The organism is Pseudomonas defluvii (assembly GCF_001695625.1).
GTDB classification, from domain to species: Bacteria; Pseudomonadota; Gammaproteobacteria; order Pseudomonadales; family Pseudomonadaceae; genus Aquipseudomonas; species Aquipseudomonas defluvii.
In genome coordinates this window covers 1-21,017 of record NZ_MBPN01000044.1, presented here as the reverse complement: position 1 = coordinate 21,017, position 21,017 = coordinate 1, and the positions used below count along the sequence as shown (strand labels likewise).

Annotated in this window: 21 protein-coding genes; all 21 read right to left on the bottom strand. The window is 59.0% G+C overall.

All coding sequences use genetic code 11. From position 1 onward, the window contains the following. Positions 1-21: 21 nt before the first annotated feature. The 21 genes from fliM to EKA13_RS13875 all read right to left on the bottom strand — a co-directional run bounded on the left by fliM (position 22) and on the right by EKA13_RS13875 (position 20,878). The gene (fliM, locus tag EKA13_RS13975) at positions 22-990 is read right to left on the bottom strand and encodes a flagellar motor switch protein FliM (protein WP_065759996.1); all 969 of its coding nucleotides are present in this window, start codon (positions 988-990) and stop codon (positions 22-24) included. Positions 991-999: 9 nt separating this feature from the next. Continuing rightward, complete coding sequence (gene fliL / locus EKA13_RS13970; protein WP_065759995.1) at positions 1,000-1,497, bottom strand: flagellar basal body-associated protein FliL; 498 nt, start codon at positions 1,495-1,497, stop codon at positions 1,000-1,002. A gap of 164 nt (positions 1,498-1,661) precedes the next feature. Then, positions 1,662-3,029, bottom strand: coding sequence for a flagellar hook-length control protein FliK (locus EKA13_RS13965; RefSeq protein WP_065759994.1), 1,368 nt, complete (start codon positions 3,027-3,029; stop codon positions 1,662-1,664). 97 nt (positions 3,030-3,126) lie between these two features. Continuing rightward, positions 3,127-3,474 (bottom strand): Hpt domain-containing protein, encoded by a 348-nt coding sequence (locus EKA13_RS13960; protein WP_065759993.1) that lies wholly within the window; start codon positions 3,472-3,474, stop codon positions 3,127-3,129. Between the two features lie 25 nt (positions 3,475-3,499). Beyond that, positions 3,500-5,203, bottom strand: a complete 1,704-nt coding sequence (locus EKA13_RS13955) for an ATP-binding SpoIIE family protein phosphatase (RefSeq protein WP_065759992.1) — start codon at positions 5,201-5,203, stop codon at positions 3,500-3,502. 8 nt (positions 5,204-5,211) lie between these two features. Then, the gene (locus tag EKA13_RS13950) at positions 5,212-5,514 is read right to left on the bottom strand and encodes an STAS domain-containing protein (RefSeq protein ID WP_065759991.1); all 303 of its coding nucleotides are present in this window, start codon (positions 5,512-5,514) and stop codon (positions 5,212-5,214) included. A gap of 88 nt (positions 5,515-5,602) precedes the next feature. Next, positions 5,603-6,055 (bottom strand): flagellar export protein FliJ, encoded by a 453-nt coding sequence (gene fliJ / locus EKA13_RS13945; protein ID WP_065759990.1) that lies wholly within the window; start codon positions 6,053-6,055, stop codon positions 5,603-5,605. A 6-nt stretch (positions 6,056-6,061) separates the two neighbouring features. Beyond that, on the bottom strand, positions 6,062-7,420 hold the full coding sequence (fliI, locus tag EKA13_RS13940; RefSeq protein ID WP_065759989.1) for a flagellar protein export ATPase FliI: 1,359 nt from the start codon (positions 7,418-7,420) through the stop codon (positions 6,062-6,064). Further along, positions 7,410-8,171 carry a flagellar assembly protein FliH gene (gene fliH / locus EKA13_RS13935; RefSeq protein ID WP_065759988.1) on the bottom strand — a complete coding sequence of 254 codons (762 nt, stop codon included), beginning with the start codon at positions 8,169-8,171 and terminating at the stop codon, positions 7,410-7,412. Before fliH ends, fliI begins: the two co-directional genes overlap by 11 nt. 135 nt (positions 8,172-8,306) lie before the next feature. After that, entirely contained in the window at positions 8,307-9,326 is a 1,020-nt protein-coding gene (gene fliG, locus EKA13_RS13930) for a flagellar motor switch protein FliG (protein WP_065759987.1), read from the bottom strand. After that, complete coding sequence (gene fliF, locus EKA13_RS13925) at positions 9,319-11,097, bottom strand: flagellar basal-body MS-ring/collar protein FliF (protein WP_065759986.1); 1,779 nt, start codon at positions 11,095-11,097, stop codon at positions 9,319-9,321. Before fliF ends, fliG begins: the two co-directional genes overlap by 8 nt. 15 nt (positions 11,098-11,112) lie before the next feature. Then, entirely contained in the window at positions 11,113-11,442 is a 330-nt protein-coding gene (fliE, locus tag EKA13_RS13920; RefSeq protein WP_065759985.1) for a flagellar hook-basal body complex protein FliE, read from the bottom strand. A 120-nt stretch (positions 11,443-11,562) separates the two neighbouring features. After that, on the bottom strand, positions 11,563-12,954 hold the full coding sequence (locus EKA13_RS13915) for a sigma-54-dependent transcriptional regulator (RefSeq protein ID WP_065759984.1): 1,392 nt from the start codon (positions 12,952-12,954) through the stop codon (positions 11,563-11,565). Further along, positions 12,951-14,159 carry a sensor histidine kinase gene (locus EKA13_RS13910; protein ID WP_065759983.1) on the bottom strand — a complete coding sequence of 403 codons (1,209 nt, stop codon included), beginning with the start codon at positions 14,157-14,159 and terminating at the stop codon, positions 12,951-12,953. Before EKA13_RS13910 ends, EKA13_RS13915 begins: the two co-directional genes overlap by 4 nt. 204 nt (positions 14,160-14,363) lie before the next feature. Then, positions 14,364-15,839 carry a sigma-54 dependent transcriptional regulator gene (locus EKA13_RS13905; protein WP_065759982.1) on the bottom strand — a complete coding sequence of 492 codons (1,476 nt, stop codon included), beginning with the start codon at positions 15,837-15,839 and terminating at the stop codon, positions 14,364-14,366. Between the two features lie 173 nt (positions 15,840-16,012). Continuing rightward, on the bottom strand, positions 16,013-16,309 hold the full coding sequence (gene fliT / locus EKA13_RS13900) for a flagellar protein FliT (protein WP_065759981.1): 297 nt from the start codon (positions 16,307-16,309) through the stop codon (positions 16,013-16,015). Between the two features lie 24 nt (positions 16,310-16,333). Next, complete coding sequence (fliS, locus tag EKA13_RS13895) at positions 16,334-16,714, bottom strand: flagellar export chaperone FliS (protein ID WP_065759980.1); 381 nt, start codon at positions 16,712-16,714, stop codon at positions 16,334-16,336. A gap of 129 nt (positions 16,715-16,843) precedes the next feature. Further along, the gene (gene fliD, locus EKA13_RS13890) at positions 16,844-18,265 is read right to left on the bottom strand and encodes a flagellar filament capping protein FliD (RefSeq protein ID WP_065759979.1); all 1,422 of its coding nucleotides are present in this window, start codon (positions 18,263-18,265) and stop codon (positions 16,844-16,846) included. Positions 18,266-18,335: 70 nt separating this feature from the next. After that, the gene (locus tag EKA13_RS13885; protein ID WP_065759978.1) at positions 18,336-18,683 is read right to left on the bottom strand and encodes a flagellar protein FlaG; all 348 of its coding nucleotides are present in this window, start codon (positions 18,681-18,683) and stop codon (positions 18,336-18,338) included. A 72-nt stretch (positions 18,684-18,755) separates the two neighbouring features. After that, positions 18,756-19,601 carry a flagellin domain-containing protein gene (locus EKA13_RS13880; protein ID WP_065759977.1) on the bottom strand — a complete coding sequence of 282 codons (846 nt, stop codon included), beginning with the start codon at positions 19,599-19,601 and terminating at the stop codon, positions 18,756-18,758. 347 nt (positions 19,602-19,948) lie between these two features. Then, positions 19,949-20,878 carry a ketoacyl-ACP synthase III gene (locus tag EKA13_RS13875; RefSeq protein WP_065759976.1) on the bottom strand — a complete coding sequence of 310 codons (930 nt, stop codon included), beginning with the start codon at positions 20,876-20,878 and terminating at the stop codon, positions 19,949-19,951. Between the last annotated feature and the right edge of the window lie 139 nt (positions 20,879-21,017).

Here is a 21,017-nt window from a genome sequence, read left to right as displayed (position 1 = left end):
GGGGTAAACCAGCAGCGCCGCTTAGCGACGCTCGATCGGATCGGTTATCTGCAGGGCCAGGGTGCCCTTGTGCGAGCCCAGCTTGGCCTTGAACGACGGCACGCCGTTAGCCCGCAGAATCAGCTCTTCGGGTAATTCGATAGGGATCACGTCACCGGGCTGCATGTGCAGGATGTCGCGCAGGCGCAACTGACGCCGGGCTACCGTCGCGCTCAACGGCACGCTGACGTCCAGTACGTCTTCGCGCAGGGCCTTGACCCAACGCTCATCCTGGTCATCCAGGTCAGACTGGAAGCCGGCATCCAGCATCTCGCGCACCGGCTCGATCATCGAGTACGGCATGGTCACATGCAGGTCGCCACCGCCGCCATCGAGCTCAATGTGGAAGGTCGAGACCACCACCGCCTCACTCGGACCGACAATGTTGGCCATGGCCGGGTTGACCTCCGAGTTGATGTACTCGAAGTTGACCGGCATGATCGCCTGCCAGGCTTCCTTGAGGTCGACGAAGGCCTGATCCAGCACCATGCGCACCACGCGCAGCTCGGTCGGGGTGAATTCACGGCCTTCGATCTTGGCGTGACGGCCGTCACCACCAAAGAAATTGTCCACCAGCTTGAATACCAGCTTGGCATCAAGAATGAACAGTGACGTACCGCGCAACGGCTTGATCTTCACCAGGTTCAAGCTGGTCGGCACGTACAACGAATGCACGTACTCACCGAACTTCATCACCTGAACCCCGCCTACCGCCACGTCGGCGGAGCGACGCAACAGGTTGAACATGCTGATACGGGTATAACGGGCAAAACGCTCGTTGATCATTTCCAGGGTCGGCATGCGTCCGCGGACGATCCGATCCTGGCTGGTCAGGTCATAACTTTTGACGCTACCGGGCTCAGCGGCGCTTTCGGTTTGCACCAGACCATCGTCGACACCGTGTAACAGGGCATCGATTTCATCCTGGGACAGCAGGTCCTGCACGGCCATCTTGGGCTCCTACTGCAATACGAAATTGGTGAACAGCAACTGGTCAACAACCAGTTTGCCAACTTCCTTCTGCGCCACTTCCTGAACACTGGCAGTGGCCTTCTGGCGCAACATTTCCTGACCGACCGGGGTTGCCAGGGTATCGAAGCCCTGGCCCGAGAACAGCATGACCAGGTTGTTGCGGATCACCGGCATGTGCACTTTCAGTGCATCCAGCGCAGCCTGGTCACGGCCCTGCATGGTGATGCTCACCTGCATGAAACGCTGACGACCGTTCTGGTTGAAGTTGACTACGAATGCAGGAGACAGGGGTTCGTAGATCGCTGCCGGCTTGACGTTGGTCGCCTGCGCAGGGCTTGCCTCAGGTTTGCTGTCGGCCTTGTGCAGGAAGAACCAGGTTGCCCCCACGGACAGACCAATCGCCAGGAGCAATGCCAGCACCAACAACAGGATCAGTTTGAGTTTGCCTTTCGAGGCGGGGTCTTTCACTGCGTCGTTCTTCGCCATGCCAATAATCCGTCACTCACACGAGATTTCACTCAGATGGCGAGGGTTCAGCAAGTGTTATGCCAGTTTCCCGGAACAGGTGATGGAATCCATGGCGCACCGGCAAGATCGCCCCTGGAGGGGCGGCGCCTGCAGGGGCTTTACGCGAGGCGCCGCGGCTCACATCAAGCGTAATAATCTACTGCACTGGAACCGATCACCACCTGGCGCTCGACAGCCTTGACGCCAGCATCAGCCTCCGCCTGCTCTGCGGCATCACCCGCCTCACCGCGTCGCCCGGCAACGCCGCTCAGGCGCGGGCCTTCTTGAGCACCCTGCTGCTGGCCGCGCGACTGATCGGAAACATTCACATCCGGTTGCGCCAGGCCTTGCTGGGCAAACAACTCACGCAGACGATGAACCTGCCCTTCCAGCGCATCACGAACCACCACATGACCACTGACGAAGGTGATCTGGGCTGGCTGGTCCGCCGCCAGGTTGACGCGAATATCGAGGCGCCCCAGTTCAGCCGGCTGAAGCTGAATATCCGCCGACTTCAGGTTCTGGCTGGACAGGTACATGACGCGGTTGACCAACCCTTCAGTCCAGCCGCTCTGGTTCATCGCCAGCGGCTGATTAAGGGGCGCGGCCGGAACCGGCACGGCATTCGCGGTCTTGGCGGTTGCCGCCTGGGTCAAGGCGCTCAAGCGCTCGGCAAAGTTATCGACACGCGCGTCGCTGGCAGCCCCCTTGAGATCTTTCAGGCCATCATCCATCAGCGCGCCAAAGGCTTTCTCGCCCGGCTCGCCCTGCTCCGCCTCAGCACCCGGCTTGTCGACGATGGCCGCCAGTGTATTGACGGCAGACTGCCCCTGCGTAGCTTCTGGCTGTGCCTGAGCAGACTTGCCCGTTGGCGCGGCATTCACCGATGTGGTTCCCTGGGCCTGAGCACTCTGCTCCAGCGCCAGGCGCAGCGTTGGCAGATCGGCAAGCGGATCGACATCCGGATCGAAAGGCGGCTCCTGTGGAGCGCTATCGCTGGCGGGCGCCTGCACCTGCGCCTGAAGCTGCGCAGCCTGCACCACTGGCGCCACCGCCTCGGCCTGAGCCTGAATCAATTGCGCCCCTGGCTGGGCATCGGTGACCTGGCCGGCAACCAGGCTCGGATCAAGCAACTGCGGGTCGGCCTGATCGGTTGAATCCTCTGTAGCTACAGCATCTTGCGCCGGCGCCGTGTCGGTAACCTGTGCGTCATCCTGGCCCTGAACCTCTTTTTTACTCGCGTTATCGGCAGGCAAGCTTTTGCCGCTACCGGCAACTTTCTGCTGCCCGTCCACTTTGGAATTGCCACTGCTGGCGGTGTTGGCTGGCGCGAACGGCTTGTCGACGGAAGGCCCGCCCGCGAACTTGTCCTTGGATTGCGAAAGCACTTGGGAGAAGCCTGAAGCCTTGTCGCCAAGCGCCTGCTGCGACTTGTCCGATGACGCACCTGATGCGCGCGATGAATTGGCGACGGAGCCCGATTGCAGCAATGGGTTTGTGGCGACAGGCATGAAAGAGTCTCCGCGGCAGCGTGTCTGATACAGGAATGGAAAAGGCACTGCAAAAGTCACGCCAGGACGCAGCAACACTCCACGCCAGCCACACACATCACCCTATCTGAACCCGTTGACGCTCCGCGCAATACAGCTGACGAACCGCGGCATACTCACGATCAATACGATTGATGAGGTCCTCGATGCCGTAGAGCGGACGTTGCTTGACCCGTTCTTCAAGCTGCTGACACAGCTCGGCCAGCGCCACAGCCCCCATATTGCTGGTACTGCCTTTGAAGCTATGGGCAACCATCCCCAACTCCTCGGCGTTCTTGGCCTCATGGAGCTGGCTGAGGCGCGTCTCGGAGTCCGAGAGAAAAGTCTCGAGCAAGTACAAGTAGCCATCTTCCATGACTTCCTGCAAATCGCTCAGTACCTTGCGATCAATATGATTGTCAGACACTTGCTCACTCCTTGATCAAGCTTGATTATGCCTCAGACACCCAAGCGAACACTACGCACGCACGACGCCCGCCATCAAACCATTGCGCCTGCTGGCTCAAACCACGTATCAAGCTCAGGCCCCGGCCATAAAACCCGTGCCCTCCCTGCGAACAGCCAAGGACGCGCTCGACATCGAAACCCGCACCGCTGTCTTCGACCTCGATGGTCAGCCGCCCGCCCGAGGCGGCCGGCTCTACCTGCAGACGCAAGCGTATGCAGCCTTCCTGCAAGGCCTGTAGACGCCTGTTTCGCTCGCGGTAGTACTCGGTAAACCCACAGGCATCGCGCTTGAGCCTTGAATCAAGCGCCAGCACGCCGTGCTCCAGCGCATTGGAGTACAACTCGCTGAGCACACTGTGCAGTTCGCTACTCTGGGCGCGCAAACCGTGAATTTCCTGCAGCAGGTGCAACAGGAAAGGCAGCGGGTTGAAGCGCTTGAGGCTTTCGGCACGAAATTCGAGATTGAGCGACCAGTCCAACGGGCTGGACTGCCCACTGTCGGTGTACGCGAGCGGCGGCAGCGACAGCGCGTGATGCTCGACCATGCAAAGGTCCATCATGCTGACGTCATCACGTGGATGCCCACCAAAACGTGCCAACGCCATCTGAATATCGTCAAACAACTGCTCCGGCACCCGATTGGCAATGAGCACCTCACGCAAGCGCTCGACACCGAACAACTGCTCATTCTCATCACGGGTATCAACAACCCCATCACTGAGCAGAAACAGGCGATCACCCACCGTCATGGGCAGTACCTGCGTATGCTCATCGAACTGCTCAGGCGGCAGAACACCCAGCGGCAGAAAATGCGACACCAGCGGCAACGGCTCACCGCCACCGACCCGCAGCAGGTAGGCATCAGGCATCCCGCCGTTCCAGACCTCCACCGTACGCCGCTGAAAACTCATATTGAGCAGCACGGCACAGCAGAACATGTCCACCGGCAAGATGCGCTTGAGCTTGGCATTCATCTCACGCAAGGTTTCCGCCAGGCCGTAGCCCTTGGCCGTCATGCCGTAGAACACTTCCGCCAAGGGCATGGCGCCTACGGCGGCAGGCAAGCCATGGCCCGTGAAATCGCCCAGCAGCACATGCATATCCCCAGACGGCGTAAAGGCAGCCAGCATCAAGTCGCCATTGAACAGCGCATAAGGGGATTGCAGGAAACGGATGTTCGGCGAGCCAAGGCAACCGGCATGCGCCACCTTATCGAATACGGCCTTCGCCACCCGCTGCTCATTGAGCAAGTGACGGTGATGATGGGCAAGCTGGTCTCGCTGCTCAAGCACCGTTGCCTGCAAACGACGCGTGCGCTCCATGGCTTTGATTTTGGCCGCCAGAATCACCTGGCTATACGGCTTGGCCAGAAAGTCATCCCCACCCGCCTCCAGGCAACGCACCAGCGCCTGCTCTTCACTCAGCGAGGTCAAGAAAATGATAGGTACCAAGGTTTCGCCGGCCAGAAGCTTGATCCTGCGCGCCGCCTCAAAGCCATCCATGACCGGCATCAACGCATCGAGCAGTACCAGGTGCGGTCGCTGCGCAGCAAACACAGCCACCGCCTGCGCGCCGTCTTCGGCCATCAATACCTGATGCCCTTGCTTGCGAACAATAGTGGCCAGCAGCAACCGATCGGTCGCACTGTCTTCGGCGATCAGCACCGTCAAGATATCCTGGCTCGGCATACTAACGCTCAACTGATGTCGAACAGCTTGTCAAAGTTGGAAATCGCCAGGATCTTGCGCACATCCGAACTGGTATTGACCATGCTGACCCGGGATTCGTCCCCACCCACATGGTCGCGCAACAGCAACAGCATCCCCAGCGCAGAACTGTCGAGGTAGGTCGCCTCCTTGAGGTCGACCACAACAGTGCGCGGAGCGGAGTTCAGGTGCTCGTATGCCTCTCGAAATTCCCTATGCCTGCCGAAGTCAAACCGACCCTTCACGCGAATGGTCAATTTCCCGTCCCGGGAGAGCTCGGATTCCACAGCCATTTTGCGATTCCTTCGATGATGGCAATTGCAGACACAAGAAGGTGTAGCAGCCGCCCCCTACAACGGCAACCCGAACCACGGTCAAAGATCAGTAACGATCATGTCGAGGCAGGCGCTGGGACAATTCGTCGAGCAATTTCTGCTCGCGTTTGTCCTCAACCATCCGCGCTTCGTCAATGTAGCGCTGCACCAACTTGCGCAACCCTTCGACCCGCGCATAGGCCTGCTGCCAGGTGGCGCGGGCATTGTTCAGGTTGCTTTTGTGCCAGGTGAGGCTCTGATGCTGCTGGGCCATGGCCGCATCCAGCTGGCTAAGAAAACGCTGGTAACCCATCAACCAGTTACCCGTGACCCCTTGCCCGCCGCGCTGCAGCCACTGCTGCTGATACTCTTCGCGAAAACGATCGAGCTCGGCAAGCTTGGCCTGCGCCATGTTCACCTGCTGCTGAAACTGACCGAGTCGCTGAGCCGCTTGCCGCTCATTGTTCTCGGCCATTTCCACCACGGGCGCAAGACGCGCCGCTCGACTGGGCTGGGCCATGATCTATCAGCCCGGCGCGACAGGCGCGAACACACTGGCCAACTGCTCGCCGCTCGCAACGAGGCTGACGTTGTCGTTCAACCCCTGGCGCAGGAACTGCACCAACTTCGGTTGCAGCGAAATCGCCAGGTCGGTCTCACGGTCGCCCCCGGCAACGTAGGCGCCGACACTGATCAAGTCGCGGCTTTGCGAAAGGCGTGACCATAGCTGCTTGAACTGCTGGGCCTGCCCCATCTGCTCAGGACTGACCACCTGCGGCATCACGCGACTGATGGAGGCCTCGATATCAATGGCCGGGTAATGCCCTTCTTCAGCCAGCCGCCGGGACAGCACGATGTGGCCATCGAGTACACCCCGCGCCGAATCCGCAATCGGGTCTTGCTGATCGTCACCTTCGGACAACACGGTATAGAACGCAGTAATCGAGCCACCGCCAGCCTCGCCATTACCGGCGCGCTCCACCAACTTGGGCAGTTTTGCAAACACCGAGGGCGGATAACCCTTGGTCGCTGGAGGCTCGCCAATGGCTAGGGCAATTTCCCGCTGCGCCTGGGCAAAACGCGTCAACGAATCCATCAGCAACAGGACATTCTTGCCCTTGTCGCGGAAATACTCGGCGATACGCGTACAGTACATGGCAGCCCGCAAGCGCATCAGCGGTGCATCATCGGCAGGCGAGGCCACGACGACAGAGCGCTTCAGCCCCTCAGTACCCAGGATGTGCTCGATGAATTCCTTGACCTCACGTCCCCGCTCACCAATCAGCCCCACAACGATGATGTCGGCTTCGGTAAAGCGGGTCATCATGCCCAGCAGCACACTCTTGCCCACGCCGGTACCGGCGAATAGCCCGAGACGCTGGCCACGGCCCACCGTGAGCAGGCCATTGATACTGCGAATGCCGACATCCAGAGGCTGGCTGATCGGGTCGCGGTTGAGCGGGTTGATAGTAGGGCCGTCCATCGGCACCCAATCCTCAGCCCGCATGCCGCCCTTACCGTCCAGCGCACGACCGGCCCCATCAAGCACCCGCCCGAGCATGCTCATGCCCATCGGCAGGCGACTGCTTTCAGCCAGCGGCACCACCCGCGCGCCTGGCGCAATACCCGCCACGCTGCCGACCGGCATCAGAAACACCTTGCCGCCGGAAAAACCCATGACCTCAGCCTCAACCTGCACCGGGTGATAGCTGTCGTCATTGATGACCACACACCGGCTGCCGACGGCAGCACGCAGGCCCTCGGCCTCCAGCGTAAGGCCAACCATGCGCAACAAGCGCCCTTCGACGACCGGCTGTGACGGCAAGGCAATTGCCTCGGCATAGGTGCCAAGGCGCTTGCCGAAGCTGGTACGGTCAAGGCGCATCGGGGGTGTCCAACTCGATGGTCAGGTCTGGCGCTGCCGGGTGCAGACTCTGATCGTGCAACTGATCGAACAGTTGCGCCAAGGCCTTCTCGATACGGGTTTCCATGGTCGCGTCAATGCGGCTCTGGGCGGTCTCGATGCGGCAACCACCCGGCAGCAGCGCTTCATCTTCAAGCAGGCGCCAATTTTCTTCGTGGCGCTCGCGCAGCGCCTTGGCCAATTCGAAATCCTGCGGATTGACGTGAATACGAATGTTCTCCGCGCCCATCGGCAGCAGCTTCAGGGCTTCGCGCAATACATGGGTAATTTGACTGGAGTCGGTGCGCAGCTCGCGACCAACGACCTGCCGAGTGATGTGCGCAACCAGGTGCACCAGGGACTTTTCGATCTGGACGTCCTGCTCGGCAATCGGCTCAAGCAAGTTGCTCATCAGTTGTTCAAGGCTGGCCAGCTTCGCGGCCAGGGCCACTTCGGCTTCTTGCCGAACCTTGAGCTGGGTACTGTGAAAACCTTCACGCTCACCGGTAGCGAACCCCTCGTTGTAAGCCTCCTGACGGATACTCTCCAACTCCTCCAGGGTCAGCGGCTGGACCTCCTCCAGCGGCACTTCCTCGATCTCGTCTTCGACGATCTCGGGTTCCGGCTCGGGCTCGGGTTCTGGCTCCGGGTCGAACGAAGGTAAAGCCCAGCGATCGAATGCTTCCAGGTCGCCAGCGCGAATCAGTTCAGTTAAATGCTCGTTGGTCGACATGATTCCACGCGCTCAAAATAAAGCACCGTATCGGCACTGGCGTGCCAGCGATGCAGACACCGCGCACCTACCGGCATCGCATTGATCCCACCGCTGGCGCCGGCCCGAAAAAGGCCGACACCGGCGTGCGGGTCGTTAGATCATTTCCTCGGCGCCTTTGCCGCCAAGCACGATCTCTCCGGCTTCGGCCATGCGTCGGGCAATGGTGAGGATTTCCTTCTGTGCCGCTTCGACATCGCTGACGCGAACCGGTCCCTTGGCCTCAAGGTCGTCACGCAGCAGCTCCGAGGCACGTTTGGACATGTTCTTGAAGACCTTGTCCTTGACCCGCTCATCAGCACCTTTGAGCGAAACCACCAGCACGTCGGAGGACACTTCGCGCAACAGCGCCTGGATACCACGGTCGTCGACGTCGGCAAGGTTGTTGAAGACGAACATGAGGTCTTCGATCTGCTCGGACAGGTCGCCATCCACATCGCGGATCGCGTCCATGAGCTGGCCTTCGACTGAGCTGTCGAGGAAGTTCATGATGTCCGCAGCACGCTTGATACCACCCAGCGTTGTCCGGGCAGCATTGGAGTTGCCCGAGAACTGCTTCTCGAGGATCTGGTTCAGTTCCTTGAGTGCCGCCGGCTGAACCGTATTCAGTGACGATACGCGCAAGATGATGTCCAGGCGCACCTTGTGGTCGAAGTTGCTCAGCACCTCGCCAGCCTGATCCGGGTCAAGGTAGGCCACGACAATGGCTTGAATCTGCGGGTGCTCGTAACGGATCACATCGGCTACCGCACGCGGCTCCATCCACTTCAGGCTGTCCAGGCCACTGGTGTTGCCGCCCAGCAGAATGCGGTCGATCAGGCCGTTGGCCTTGTCTTCGCCCAACGCCTGGGTGAGCATCTTGCGGATGTAGCCGTCGGAGCCGACGCCGAGGCTGGTCTGGTCGCCGACGATCTCGACGAACTCGCTCATCACCTGCTCGACTTGCTCGCGGTGCACGTTGCCCATTTGCGCCATGGCCACACCGACCCGCTGGACCTCTTTGGGGCCCATGTGCCGCAACACTTGCGCTGCGTCAGTCTCACCCAATGACAACAGCAGAATAGCGGCCTTGTCGACACGGGTCAGTTTGGCGGTAACCGCTCTGTTATCACTCATCGGCGTTGATCCACTCTTTCACGACCTGGGCCACACGACCCGGGTCTTCGGCCACCAGGCTCTTGATTGCATTGAGCTGAGCATCATAGCCCTCGCTCGGGCTCGGCAAGAGAATGCTTTGCGGACCGCCAAGGGTTACCCGGTCATTGGCCAGTTCGCCATCCAGACCGATCATACCGCCCAGTTCCATGTCGCTATCGCCAGCGGCTTGCTTGCCATTACCGGTGATGTTGTTGAGCACAGGGCGCAACACACCAAATACCAGCACCAGGATAAAGAGCACGCCGAGCACCTGCTTGACGATGTCCCAGAACCAGGGCTGTGAGTAAAACGGAATATCGGCGACCTCTTCACCACGGTCGGCAGCGAACGGCACGTTGATCACGCTGACGCTGTCACCACGGCTGGCATCAAAGCCCACCGCATCCTGGACCAGTCGGGTGAAGCGCGCCAAATCTTCGGCGCCCCAAGGCGTACGCGTGGCTTCGCCGGTCGCAGGATCGAGCTTGACCTGATCATCGACCACCACGGCTACCGATAGGCGCGTCAGACGCCCCTGCTGCTGACGGGTATGGCTGATGGAGCGGTCCAGCTCAAAGTTCTTGGTCGACTGCTGACGCTTGTCTGCCGGGTAAGGCGCGAGCATCGGCTGACCGGTTGCAGGGTCCATGACCTGCTGGCCGTTGGCATCAAGCAGCGGCTGCCCTGGCTGAATCATGCCAGCGGCTGCCTGTGCCTGGCCGGTCTGCTGTGGCGCAGAAGCCGGGCCGGGCGGCTGGTTGCTCAGCGCCCCAGGCACACCTTGCGGGCCCATGCTGCTGGAGCGCTGTTCGTTGACCGACTGCTCGCTGCGCAGGGCGGGCTGGTCTGGATTGAACTGCTCGGAGGTCGACTCGACAGCACTGAAGTCGACGTCGGTGGACACTTCAGCCTTGTAGCGGTCATTGCCCAGCACCGGGTTCAGGATGTTGTGTACGCGCTGGGTCAGCATGCTTTCCATGCGGCGGCTGTAATCGAACTGCTTGCCGGCCATGGTCAGTTCAGAGTTCTGCACCTGATCGGAGAGCAGGTTGCCCTTCTGGTCAACCACGGTGACCTGAGACTTTTCCAGCTCCGGTACGCTGGTTGCTACCAGGTTGATAATGGCCATCACCTGGCCAGGCTCCAGGCCACGCCCTGGGTACAAATCAACCAGAATCGAGGCACTGGGCTTGCGCTCATCGCGCACGAACACCGAGCTTTTCGGGATGGCCAGATGGACCCGCGCACCCTTGACGTTGCTCAGGCTGGAAATGGTCCGCGCCAACTCACCTTCCAGGCCGCGACGGTAGCGGGTCGCTTCCATGAACTGGCTAGTCCCCAGCCCCTGTTCCTTGTCGAGAATTTCGAAACCGACATTGCCATCGCTCGGCGCTACGCCCGCAGCAGCCAGTTTCATCCGGGCACGGGAAATGTCTTCGGCCTTGACCAGCAATGCGCCCGAATTGGGCTCGACGTTGTACGGAATGTCAGCAGCGGCCAGTGTTTCCATGACCTGCTTGGTGTCCATGCCGGTGAGGCTGCCATACAGCGGACGGTAGTCGGGCTGCTGCGACCAGAGCACCACGGCAAAGCCAATCGCAACGCTCGCGGCAAGGCCGACCAGCAAGCCGACCTGACGCAATACCGGCATCTGCGAAATATTTTCCAGAAACGACAAGCCGAACAGGGGCGGCTTGGGTGCTGGTGGCCTGCTGTTGGCTGGCACGTTATCGACGACTGCTTCGGCCATGACTCAATCTCGCCCTTAAACCGGCATTTGCATGATGTCTTGATAGGCCTGCACCAGCTTGTTGCGCACCTGGGTCAAGGCTTGAAAGGAAACACTGGCTTTCTGCGAAGCGATCATGACGTCGGTGAGGTCGACGCCGCTCTTGCCGACTTCAAACGCGTTGGCCAGTTGCGTAGACGCGTTCTGGGTGTCGCTGACCTTGTTGATCGCCTGGCCGAGCATGTCGGCAAAATTGCTGGAGCCAAGCTCAGACGCTGGCGCAGCAGCCTTGGGCATGGACATCGCGTCCATTTGCATGGCGCGCATGTCCAACATCAATCGATTAAATTCAACACCTTGGCTCATGGACTTCTCTCTCCGACGGCCCGCATTTTTTTGACACTCACGCAGCGGATACGCTGGACTTAGCAACAAGAGTGCCAGCTACGTATGCGAGCCGAATAAAAACTCTAAATAACCGCGACTTTACCCGCCCGAGGCGTACAGGCTGGCCTCGACATCCATCCCCGCATCACGCATTTGCGCAAGCTTGTAACGCAGGGTTCGCGGGCTGATGCCCAATCGCTCGGCGGCCTCTTTGCGGCGACCGCGCTCGGCGCGAAGGGTGTCGATGATCATCTGGAACTCATGCCGACGCAAGTCATCACCCAACCCAGTGGCCTCGGGCGTGCTCAGCGAAGGCGCGCACGACTGCGGCTCGACTGCACTTGGCGTCAGTGCGGGCAAAGCACCGGCAAGGCAAAAATCCTCAGCCTCAATCACGCCACCCCGCTGCAGAATCAGCGCACGCTGGATGGCATTGTCCAGTTCCCGAACGTTGCCAGGCCATGGATACGCTTGCAGGCACGCTTGCGCCCGGGGCGACAGCACCACCGGAGCGTGTTTCATTTTATTGACGTGGCGCGCCAGCAAGCGCTCGGCCAGCGGCAGAATATCGGCGCTGCGCTCACGCAAGGGGCGCCAGGCCAAGGGAAACACCGACAAGCGATAGTAGAGGTCTTCGCGGAACCGCCCAGCCGCCACTTCACCGGCCAAATCACGGTTGGTGGTTGCAACTACGCGAATATCCAGCGCAATCGGCTTACGCCCGCCAACACGCTCCACCTCGCGCTCCTGCAGCACACGCAAAAGCTTGGCCTGCAGGCCAAGCGGCATTTCGGAAATCTCATCGAGCAGCAAAGTACCGCCATCCGCCTGCTCGAACTTCCCCGCCTGAGCGGCAATGGCCCCGGTAAATGATCCCTTCTCATGCCCGAACAAGGTCGCCTCAAGCATGTTGTCGGGAATCGCCGCACAGTTGATCGCCACAAACGGCTGACTGGCCCGGGGCGACTGCTGATGAATGTAGCGCGCCAGCACCTCTTTACCGGTACCGGATTCACCAGAAATCAGCACCGTAGAATCACTGCGCGCGACCTTGGCCGCCAACTCCAGCAGTTGCGCACTGGCGGGTTCACGCGCCACAGGGCCATCGCCCTCTGCCTTGTCGAACGCACCCACGGCATGGCGCCCCACCAGATCAAGCAAGGCGCGCGGCTCGAATGGCTTGACCAGGTAATCGACAGCCCCTTGGCGCATGGCCTGCACCGCGCGCTCAACGGCAGCATGCGCGGTCATCAACAGTACGGGCAACTGGGGATGGCGCGCCCGCAACAGCTCCAGCAACTGATGACCATCCATGCCCGGCATGTTCACATCACTGACCACCAGGCTGAAGGCCTGTTCAGCAACCACCGCCAGCGCTTCCTCTGCCGAGCCTACCGCCAGATAGTCGAAACCACCGAGCATCAGGGTATCGCCAAGCGCTTGGCGCAGCACCCGATCATCCTCAACCAGCAACACCTTGATCGCCGTCACGCCATACCCTCCTGCGCACCGATCAACGGCAAGCTGACGCGGGCACAGGTGCCTCGCCCGGGACGAGAGCGCAACTGCAACTCACCCTGGTGCGCTCGCGCCACCGCCTTGACCACCGCCAAGCCCAAACCGGTGCCGGTCGCCTTGGTGGTCAGAAACGGCTCACCCAAGCGAGTGAGCAGCCCCGCATCGATACCAGCCCCGGCATCACTCACGCACACATGCAAAAGTTGCTCTCGGCGGTACAGGTGAATTTTCAAACGGGCCTGGCCCGCACTGGCCTGCACAGCGTTTTCAATCAGGTTGAGCAACGCCCCCACCAAGGTGTCCCGATTGCACAACAGATCGCCCAGATGGCTGTCGCACTGCCAGCGTACGAGATGCCCCTGAACGTGGGGATGTGCCGCCTGCTGCAGCGCCTGGAAGAGTGCCTTGGGTGTCAGGCGATCGGTTAACGGCAACTCGCCCCGCGCGAACACCAACATGTCGCGCACCTGATGCTCAAGCTCGTGCAAACGTTCCTTCAGCGTACTGGCGAAGCGCTGCTGGGTTTGCGCCGGCAAGGTCTGCTCCGCCAAGTGGCTGGCGTAAAGCAGGGCCGCCGACAACGGGGTACGAATCTGATGAGCGAGCGAAGCGACCATGCGCCCCAGCGATGACAGTCGCTGATGACGTGCAAGTTGGTCCTGAAGGTGGCGAGTCTCGGTCAGGTCGTTGAGCAGCACCAACTGACCCGGCTCGGCGTCCAGCGAGCGGGTGGCGATCGACAGACGCCGACCATCACGCAACGATACCTCGTGACCGTCATCTTCACGCGGCGCGAAGCTGCGAGCGATCACGTGACGCCATAGCTCACCGTCCAACGGCTCGCCCAGCAGTTCACGTGCGGCCGGGTTGGCTTCACGCACACGCCCCGCCCCATCGATGACAATGACGCCACCCGGCAGCAAATCCAGGAGATTCTGCAGGCGATTGGCCAAACGCTCTTTCTCGGCCAACTCTGCCATTCGCTGGGCACTGACCACCGCCAACTCACCCTTGAGTTCGGTGACGCGCGCCTCAAGCAGGTTGTAGGATTGACTGAGCTGTGTCGACATCTGATCGAACAGGGCAAAGGCCTGCTCAAGACCATTACGACTGTCCTGCTCAGAGGTGTTCGCTCCCTTCAGCTCAGGGAGACTGGAGATGGTAGCGGCGTGGGGCATCGTGCTCTCTCGCGTGGCTCACCGTCATAAAACGGTATGTTGCCAGCGGTATAGCAATAGCCGTGCCGGATAATTTTCACGACAAGACCACGAGCCCTGAGAGAAACGGCAGGAGCCAACGGTAACGGGCACCACAGCCCTGCAAAAAATAGGGGCATTGGTGGCGACAGCAGGTGCTCTGCCAGTGTCACCACCCGACAGGCGTCAATCTTCTGCCTGCTCGTCCCCCTCACGCCGACTCATACCGTACTTGCGCATTTTTTCGACCAACGTGGTACGCCGGATACGCAAACGCTCCGCAGCACGGGCCACCACGCCACTGGCATCGTCCAGCGCCTGCTGGATCAACCCCTGCTCGAGGCTGCCGAGGTAATCCTTGAGGTCCAACCCTTCGGGCGGCAGCATGGCGTGATGGGAGAAGTTTGGCGTGTGCCCATTGATTGCCACGCGCTCCTCAAGATCAGAGCGCAAACTGTCGACCAGATGCTCGTCTTCATCATCGACATAACGAAACTTCTTGGGCAGCTCGGAGACCCCGATCACCCCATAAGGGTGCATGATTGCCATGCGCTCGACCAGGTTGGCCAGCTCGCGAACGTTGCCCGGCCAACCATGACGACACAGCGACATGATCGCCGCCGAGTTGAAACGGATAGAGCCACGCTTTTCGTGCTCCATGCGCGAGATCAACTCGTTCATCAACAACGGGATGTCTTCGACACGCTCTCGCAGGGGAGCCATCTCGATCGGGAAAACGTTAAGCCGGTAGTACAGGTCTTCGCGGAAGGAGCCCACCTCGATCATGCTCTCGAGGTTCTTGTGAGTCGCCGCAATGATTCGCACGTCGATGCTCTGGGTCTTGTTGCTACCTACACGTTCGAAAGTTCGCTCCTGCAACACCCGCAGCAACTTGACCTGCATCGGCAGCGGCATGTCGCCAATTTCATCAAGGAACAGGGTGCCACCATTGGCCAATTCGAAACGCCCGGCGCGACTGGTGATAGCGCCGGTGAAAGCACCCTTCTCATGACCGAACAATTCGCTTTCCAGCAGCTCTGCCGGGATCGCTCCGCAGTTGACCGGCACGAACGGCGCTTCGCGGCGCTTGGAATGATAATGAAGGTTGCGTGCAACCACTTCCTTGCCGGTGCCCGACTCGCCCAGGATCAATACACTGGCGTCGGTATCGGCCACCTGCTGCATCATTTGCCGCACATGCTGGATTGCACGGCTGGTGCCGACCAGGCTGCGAAACAGGTTCGGCTCACGCTGTCGGCCACGCTCACGGGCAGCATCGTACATCTCGCGATACACCTGGGCACGGTGCAACGAGTCCAGCAATTTGCTGTAGCTGGGCGGCATTTCAAGATTGGACAGCACGCGGCGGCGCAACTCTTCGGGCAAGTCGACCGAAGAAATTTCGCCCAATAGCAACACGGGAAGGAACTCATCCCAGGCTGCCACTGTCTTAAGCAAGCCCGAAAGACTTGCCGGAGCATTCACAGCACCAATCAGGACGCAAAGTACTTCACGACTGGATGACAACGACTCGACGACCTGCTGCCAGTCCTGGCTTGAGCAGGGCAAATTGTCTTCGCCGAGAAAATTCAGGACCACCGCCAAATCGCGGCGGCGGACACTGTCGTCATCGATCAGGAGAATTTTGGTTTCACGCCACATGCAATAGCAACTTCCCTAGTCAACTCAGCGCCCCACTTTCAGGGCTTGCTCGACATCATTCCGACTGAACTGTCAGTGCTTGGACGTCAACATTTAGAAAACAGCCACTAGTTAAGTCAAAAAGCCGCACACAGTCAAATTTATGGCGCACTTATTTCTCGAATCGGCCAGCGTCAAGTGAAGAGATGGTATACCTTTGCCGCGTTTTTGGCTTGTCGGATCTGTGCCAGTTCATCGACTATTGTTTGACGTTCACCACTTGCAACATCGATTAATTGCCGGTAGACACCAAGCAACTCCTCAAGTTTGATGCGCAGCACAGTTTCATCCAGCTCTGGCTCGCCCAGCACATCATCGACGCAAAGACGGCAATTCACATCCAGATCACTGATCGCATCCCAATCACGGTTGGCCAATGCACCCAGCAATGCATCGCGGGTTTGTTCAATACGCTCGAGCACGGCGCTCATCACAACCTCCTCGGCGCAAGCGAATTATTCGCCAATTGCGTCCCAGCCTTCCTTGACGGTAATCAGCAAACGAGCGACCTCGTTGAGGATTTCCGGATCGTTCTGTACATTGGCCTCGACCAGACGCTTACTCATGTAAGCATACAGGCTGTCCAGGTCCGCCAATGAATCGGCATGGTTTTCCAGATCCAGACCTTCGCGCAAGCCACCGACAATACCGATGACCTTGCCGATCAGGATGCCTTTCTGGGCGATATCATTGCGCGCCATGGCGCCCTTGGCCTGAGCGATACGGTCCAGGCCGCCCTGCATCAACATTTGTACCAAACGGTGCGGGCTAGCCTCGGAGGTTTGCGCCTGACCGTTAACTTTCTGGTACTGCCGAAGGGCCAACATAGGGTTCATGTTCTACCTCGTCACACAAAAGGGTTCGTATACCGGCTATATCGACAGCGTGTCAAAAAACTTTAGCCACAACGCAAAAAGCCCGGCACACCACAAGGGTGACGCCGGGCTTTTGGCACCGCCAATCGATCAGGAATTCCGTTGCTGCGCGGTGATCGCCTCAAAGATCGAGGTGATGCTATTAGCTTGCGCCTTGAGCTTACCCACCACGGTATCCATGGCGATGTACTTCTTGGTCAGCGAAGCTGTGAGCAGCTCGACACGACGATCAAGATCTTCCTGCTGCTGATCCAGGCGCTTCTGCAACGTATCCAGATTATTGGCGCGAGAAGCCAGAATGCCATCAGTCTTAATGTAAGGATCAATGGCCTTGTTCATCCGCTCAAAGACACCATTGGTGCCCGTAAACAGCTCCTGAACCTCATTGCCCAGCTTCTTGTCATTCATGGCCGCAGTGAACTTGGTGCCATTGAACTCAAGCGTGCCGTCTTTTTGGGTATTAATACCCAACTGGCTTAGCGATGTCAGGCGATCACCCGAACCAACAGTCGCCAACTCACTACGAATATCCGCTAACAGCGAACGCGTGGTCGCATCCCCTGTGAGCGAACCGAGCACCGTATTGCCGTCGGCGTCCTTACTGGTCGCTGTCAGCGCGTTGACCGCCTTGACCATCGTATTGTAGGCATCGACAAACTGCTGCACAGAAGCTTTCAGCCCGTCATTGTTAGCACCAACCGTTACCTTGGTGGTAGTGGCTGGATCGGCGCTCTTCGCAACGAGATCGAGTGTGATACCACTGATGGCATCCTTGACGGTATTGGACTTGCTGGTGACTTCCAGGCCATCAATGGTCAGCTTCGCGTCCTGAGCCATAGCACTGATAAAGCCAGCACCGCTCGGGCTGGTCGCCATCGACTGGGTACCGTCGATATCAATACCGGTAGCACCACCCGTCACCTTGATATCAGACCCCGCACCCGTGGTGGTAGAACCCAGCACAAGGCGCGAACCGCCCGCCTCATTGATGATGTTCGCACTGATGCCGTTCACTGCGAGGGCATCGTTGATAGAGTCACGCACGCTCTGCAGCGTGGCGCCATCGCCGATGCTTACCGTATAGGTCTTGCCGTTCTGCTCAATGGTCAGGTCGCCCTTCGGAATCGGGGTCGCAGCACCACCTTCGGCCGTCGTATACAACCTGCTGGCCACCTTGGAGCCTGTCGCCAATTGGGAGACATTGACTTCATAGGTACCGGAAACTGCAGTGTTGCTTGCCGTGGCCTTGAGAACACTCTCATTGGCAGACGTGGCAGCATAGGCATTGAATGCAGGCGCAGTGCTGCTGTTGAGCTTCGCCATTGAGGCCTGATAAGCCGCCAGCGCACTCTTGAGCGCACCCACGCCGGAAATATAGGCCTTGTTGTTGGTCGTCTGACGGGTAATCTGGGCCTGCTTGGCGGCCGTATCGGAGTTGACCAGCGCCTCGACGATCGAACCGATGTTCAGTCCCGAGCCCATGCCCGTAGTGGAGGTAATTGGACTTGCCATTCTTAATCCCTCTAGGTTTCGCGCTTCCCTAGCCCAGCGAGACTAGCGAACACATGGTAAGTCTGCCAGTTCAGGCCTTCGCATTGAACAGCAGGCTATTTACATCGCTGAGGCTGTTAGCAATTTTCAAGACTTCTTCCGAGGGAATCTGGCGCACCAGTTCACCTGTCTCGCTAGCGATGACTTTGACCACAATCTTGCCGGATTCTTCGTCCGTGGAGAATTCGAGATTTCGTCGGTTTGAGGCCAGGAATTTTTCGATTTCCTTGACAGCGCTCTTCACCTTATCAGTATCGGACACACCCTTGTCGGCTGTATCCCGCGACGGCTCACTTTGTTTTGCCGTGGCTTTTTCGGCGACCTGCTCGGTGGGTCGCACCGCCGGGTAAGACTGGTTCAGCTTGACGCTCATATCCATGTCTGTCACCTCTTAATGCAAAAGGCGGGGGAGCGCCATGAACGCACTCCCCCGCCGATGACCATCAGGCGATTACTGAAGCAGCTTCAGTACGGCAGATGGCAGCTGGTTGGCTTGAGCCAGAACCGAAGTCGACGCTTGTTGCAGAGTTTGCTGCTTGGTCAGCTGAGCAGTCTCGGCAGCAAAGTCGGTGTCCTGTACGCGGCCAAGAGCAGCAGCGGCGTTTTCGTTGATGTTTTGCAGGTTGTTGATGGTGCTGGTCAGACGGTTCTGCGCAGCACCGAGGTCAGCACGAGTGGTGTTGATAGTCTGCAGCGCGGCATCAATAGCGTCTACAGCAGCCTCGAAGTTGGTCTTGTTCTCGGCATCATCGGTACCAGAAATCGCGATGGCGGTCTTGTCAACACCCAGAGTAGTTGCTTTCAGATCTTTCAGGGTGATGTCGATCTGGTTTTCAGTACCGGTGTTAGAACCAACCTGGAAGGTCATAGTCGACGCGGCGTTCAGCAGGTTCTTGCCGTTCAACTGGGTGCTGTCAGCAATACGAGTCAGCTCGTCAGACATTGCCGCGAACTCAGTGTTCAGGGCGTCACGGTCATCTTTGCTGTTCGAGGCGTTACGCGACTGGATGGCCAGTTCACGCATACGCTGCAGAATGTTGGTCTGCTCTTGCATCGCGCCTTCAGCGGTCTGGGCGATGGAGATACCGTCGTTGGCGTTTTTGATAGCCATGGTCTGACCGCGGATCTGCGAGGTCATACGGGTAGCGATCTGCAGGCCAGCAGCGTCGTCTTTGGCGCTGTTGATTTTCAGGCCGGAAGACAGACGAGTCATCGAGGTGCTCAGCGCATCGGAAGCACGGTTCAGGTTCTTCTGAACGCCCAGCGAAGTGACGTTGGTGTTTACGGTTAATGCCATGACGAATTCCTCGTTTGTGGGATACTGCGGCTTCCGGCCTTGGCAACCGCCGGGTTTGGCCTAGAGAACCTTCGTAATAGTTATCGTCGTCAAGGCACGTTGCTTTAGGGATTTTTTGAAAATTTTTACTGGCATCGTGCCAGCCCAATGAAATCAAGGGTTTGACGCCATAAAAACAGCGCCACCCTCCACCCTCACGCCACACAACGCCCACCGTAAAGCGCTCGCAAGCATACATCACCTACATCGCTGGCGATGCCTGCACCAGTAAACCTGGAACCCGAAAAAGAACACCCTGAAAAACGAACCCCCGCTAAAAAGCGGGGGCTCGTCAACAGTCGCCGTGCTTAGCCTGCACGCTGGAGGATCGCAGACCCCCAGGACAGACCAACACCAAAACCACTCAATGCAACACGTTTGAAACCCGACTCAAGCACGTGCTTTTCCAGCAACAGCGGAATGCTCGACGACACGGTATTACCCGTCTCGACCATGTCTTTGATGAACTTCTCCGGGTCGTCCTCGAAACGTCGTGCAACCGCATCCACGATGGCCGCGCTGCCCTGATGGATACAGAACGCATCGATATCTGCCGGCTGCAGGCCGCTTTCATCCAGCAATTCATGCAGGTGGGCCGGGACCTTGAGCAAGGCAAAGTTGAACACCTGACGCCCGTTCATGAAAAACACACCATCAGTGACCTTCAGGTGTGCTGCACCAGAACCGTCGGTACCGAACTTGGCTTTACCCAACTGCCACGGTGCATCTTCGCCCATCCAGGTAGCAGTGGCCGCATCACCAAACAGCATGGTGGTATTGCGGTCTTCCGGATCGACGATCTTCGAATAAGGGTCAGCCGTGATCAGCAGGCCGTTCTTCAGGCCTGTGGCTTCCATGAAGCCCTTGAGCGCGTAGATACCATAGACGTAGCCCGAGCAGCCCAGCGAGATATCAAACGCAGCCACATGAGTCGGCAGACCCAGTTTGTCCTGAACGATGGCAGCGGTATGCGGCAAGCCTTCTTCGTCACCATTCTGAGTGACGACAATCAATGCATCGATGGATTCACGCGAAAGCTGCGGGTTGGCCGCAAACAAGGCATTGGCAGCTTCTACACAGAGGTCCGAGGTTTCCTGAGCGACGTCTTTGCGTGGCAGGAAAGCGGAACCGATCTTGCCCAGGATGAAGGCTTCATCCTTTTCGAATTTTGCGCCTTGAGCGTAGTTGTCCACGCCAGCGGCCGGCACGTAACTGGCGATGCTTTTAATGCCAATCATATGGCTTCCCATTAATTAACAACTGAATACCCGCCGCTCGCACAGTGGAGAGGCACCGACAATCAGGGATGTTTGCCACAAAAAAACGCGGCGAAGCAGGCTGCCAGGCATGCCTGGCAGGCACATACCGGATGGCAGG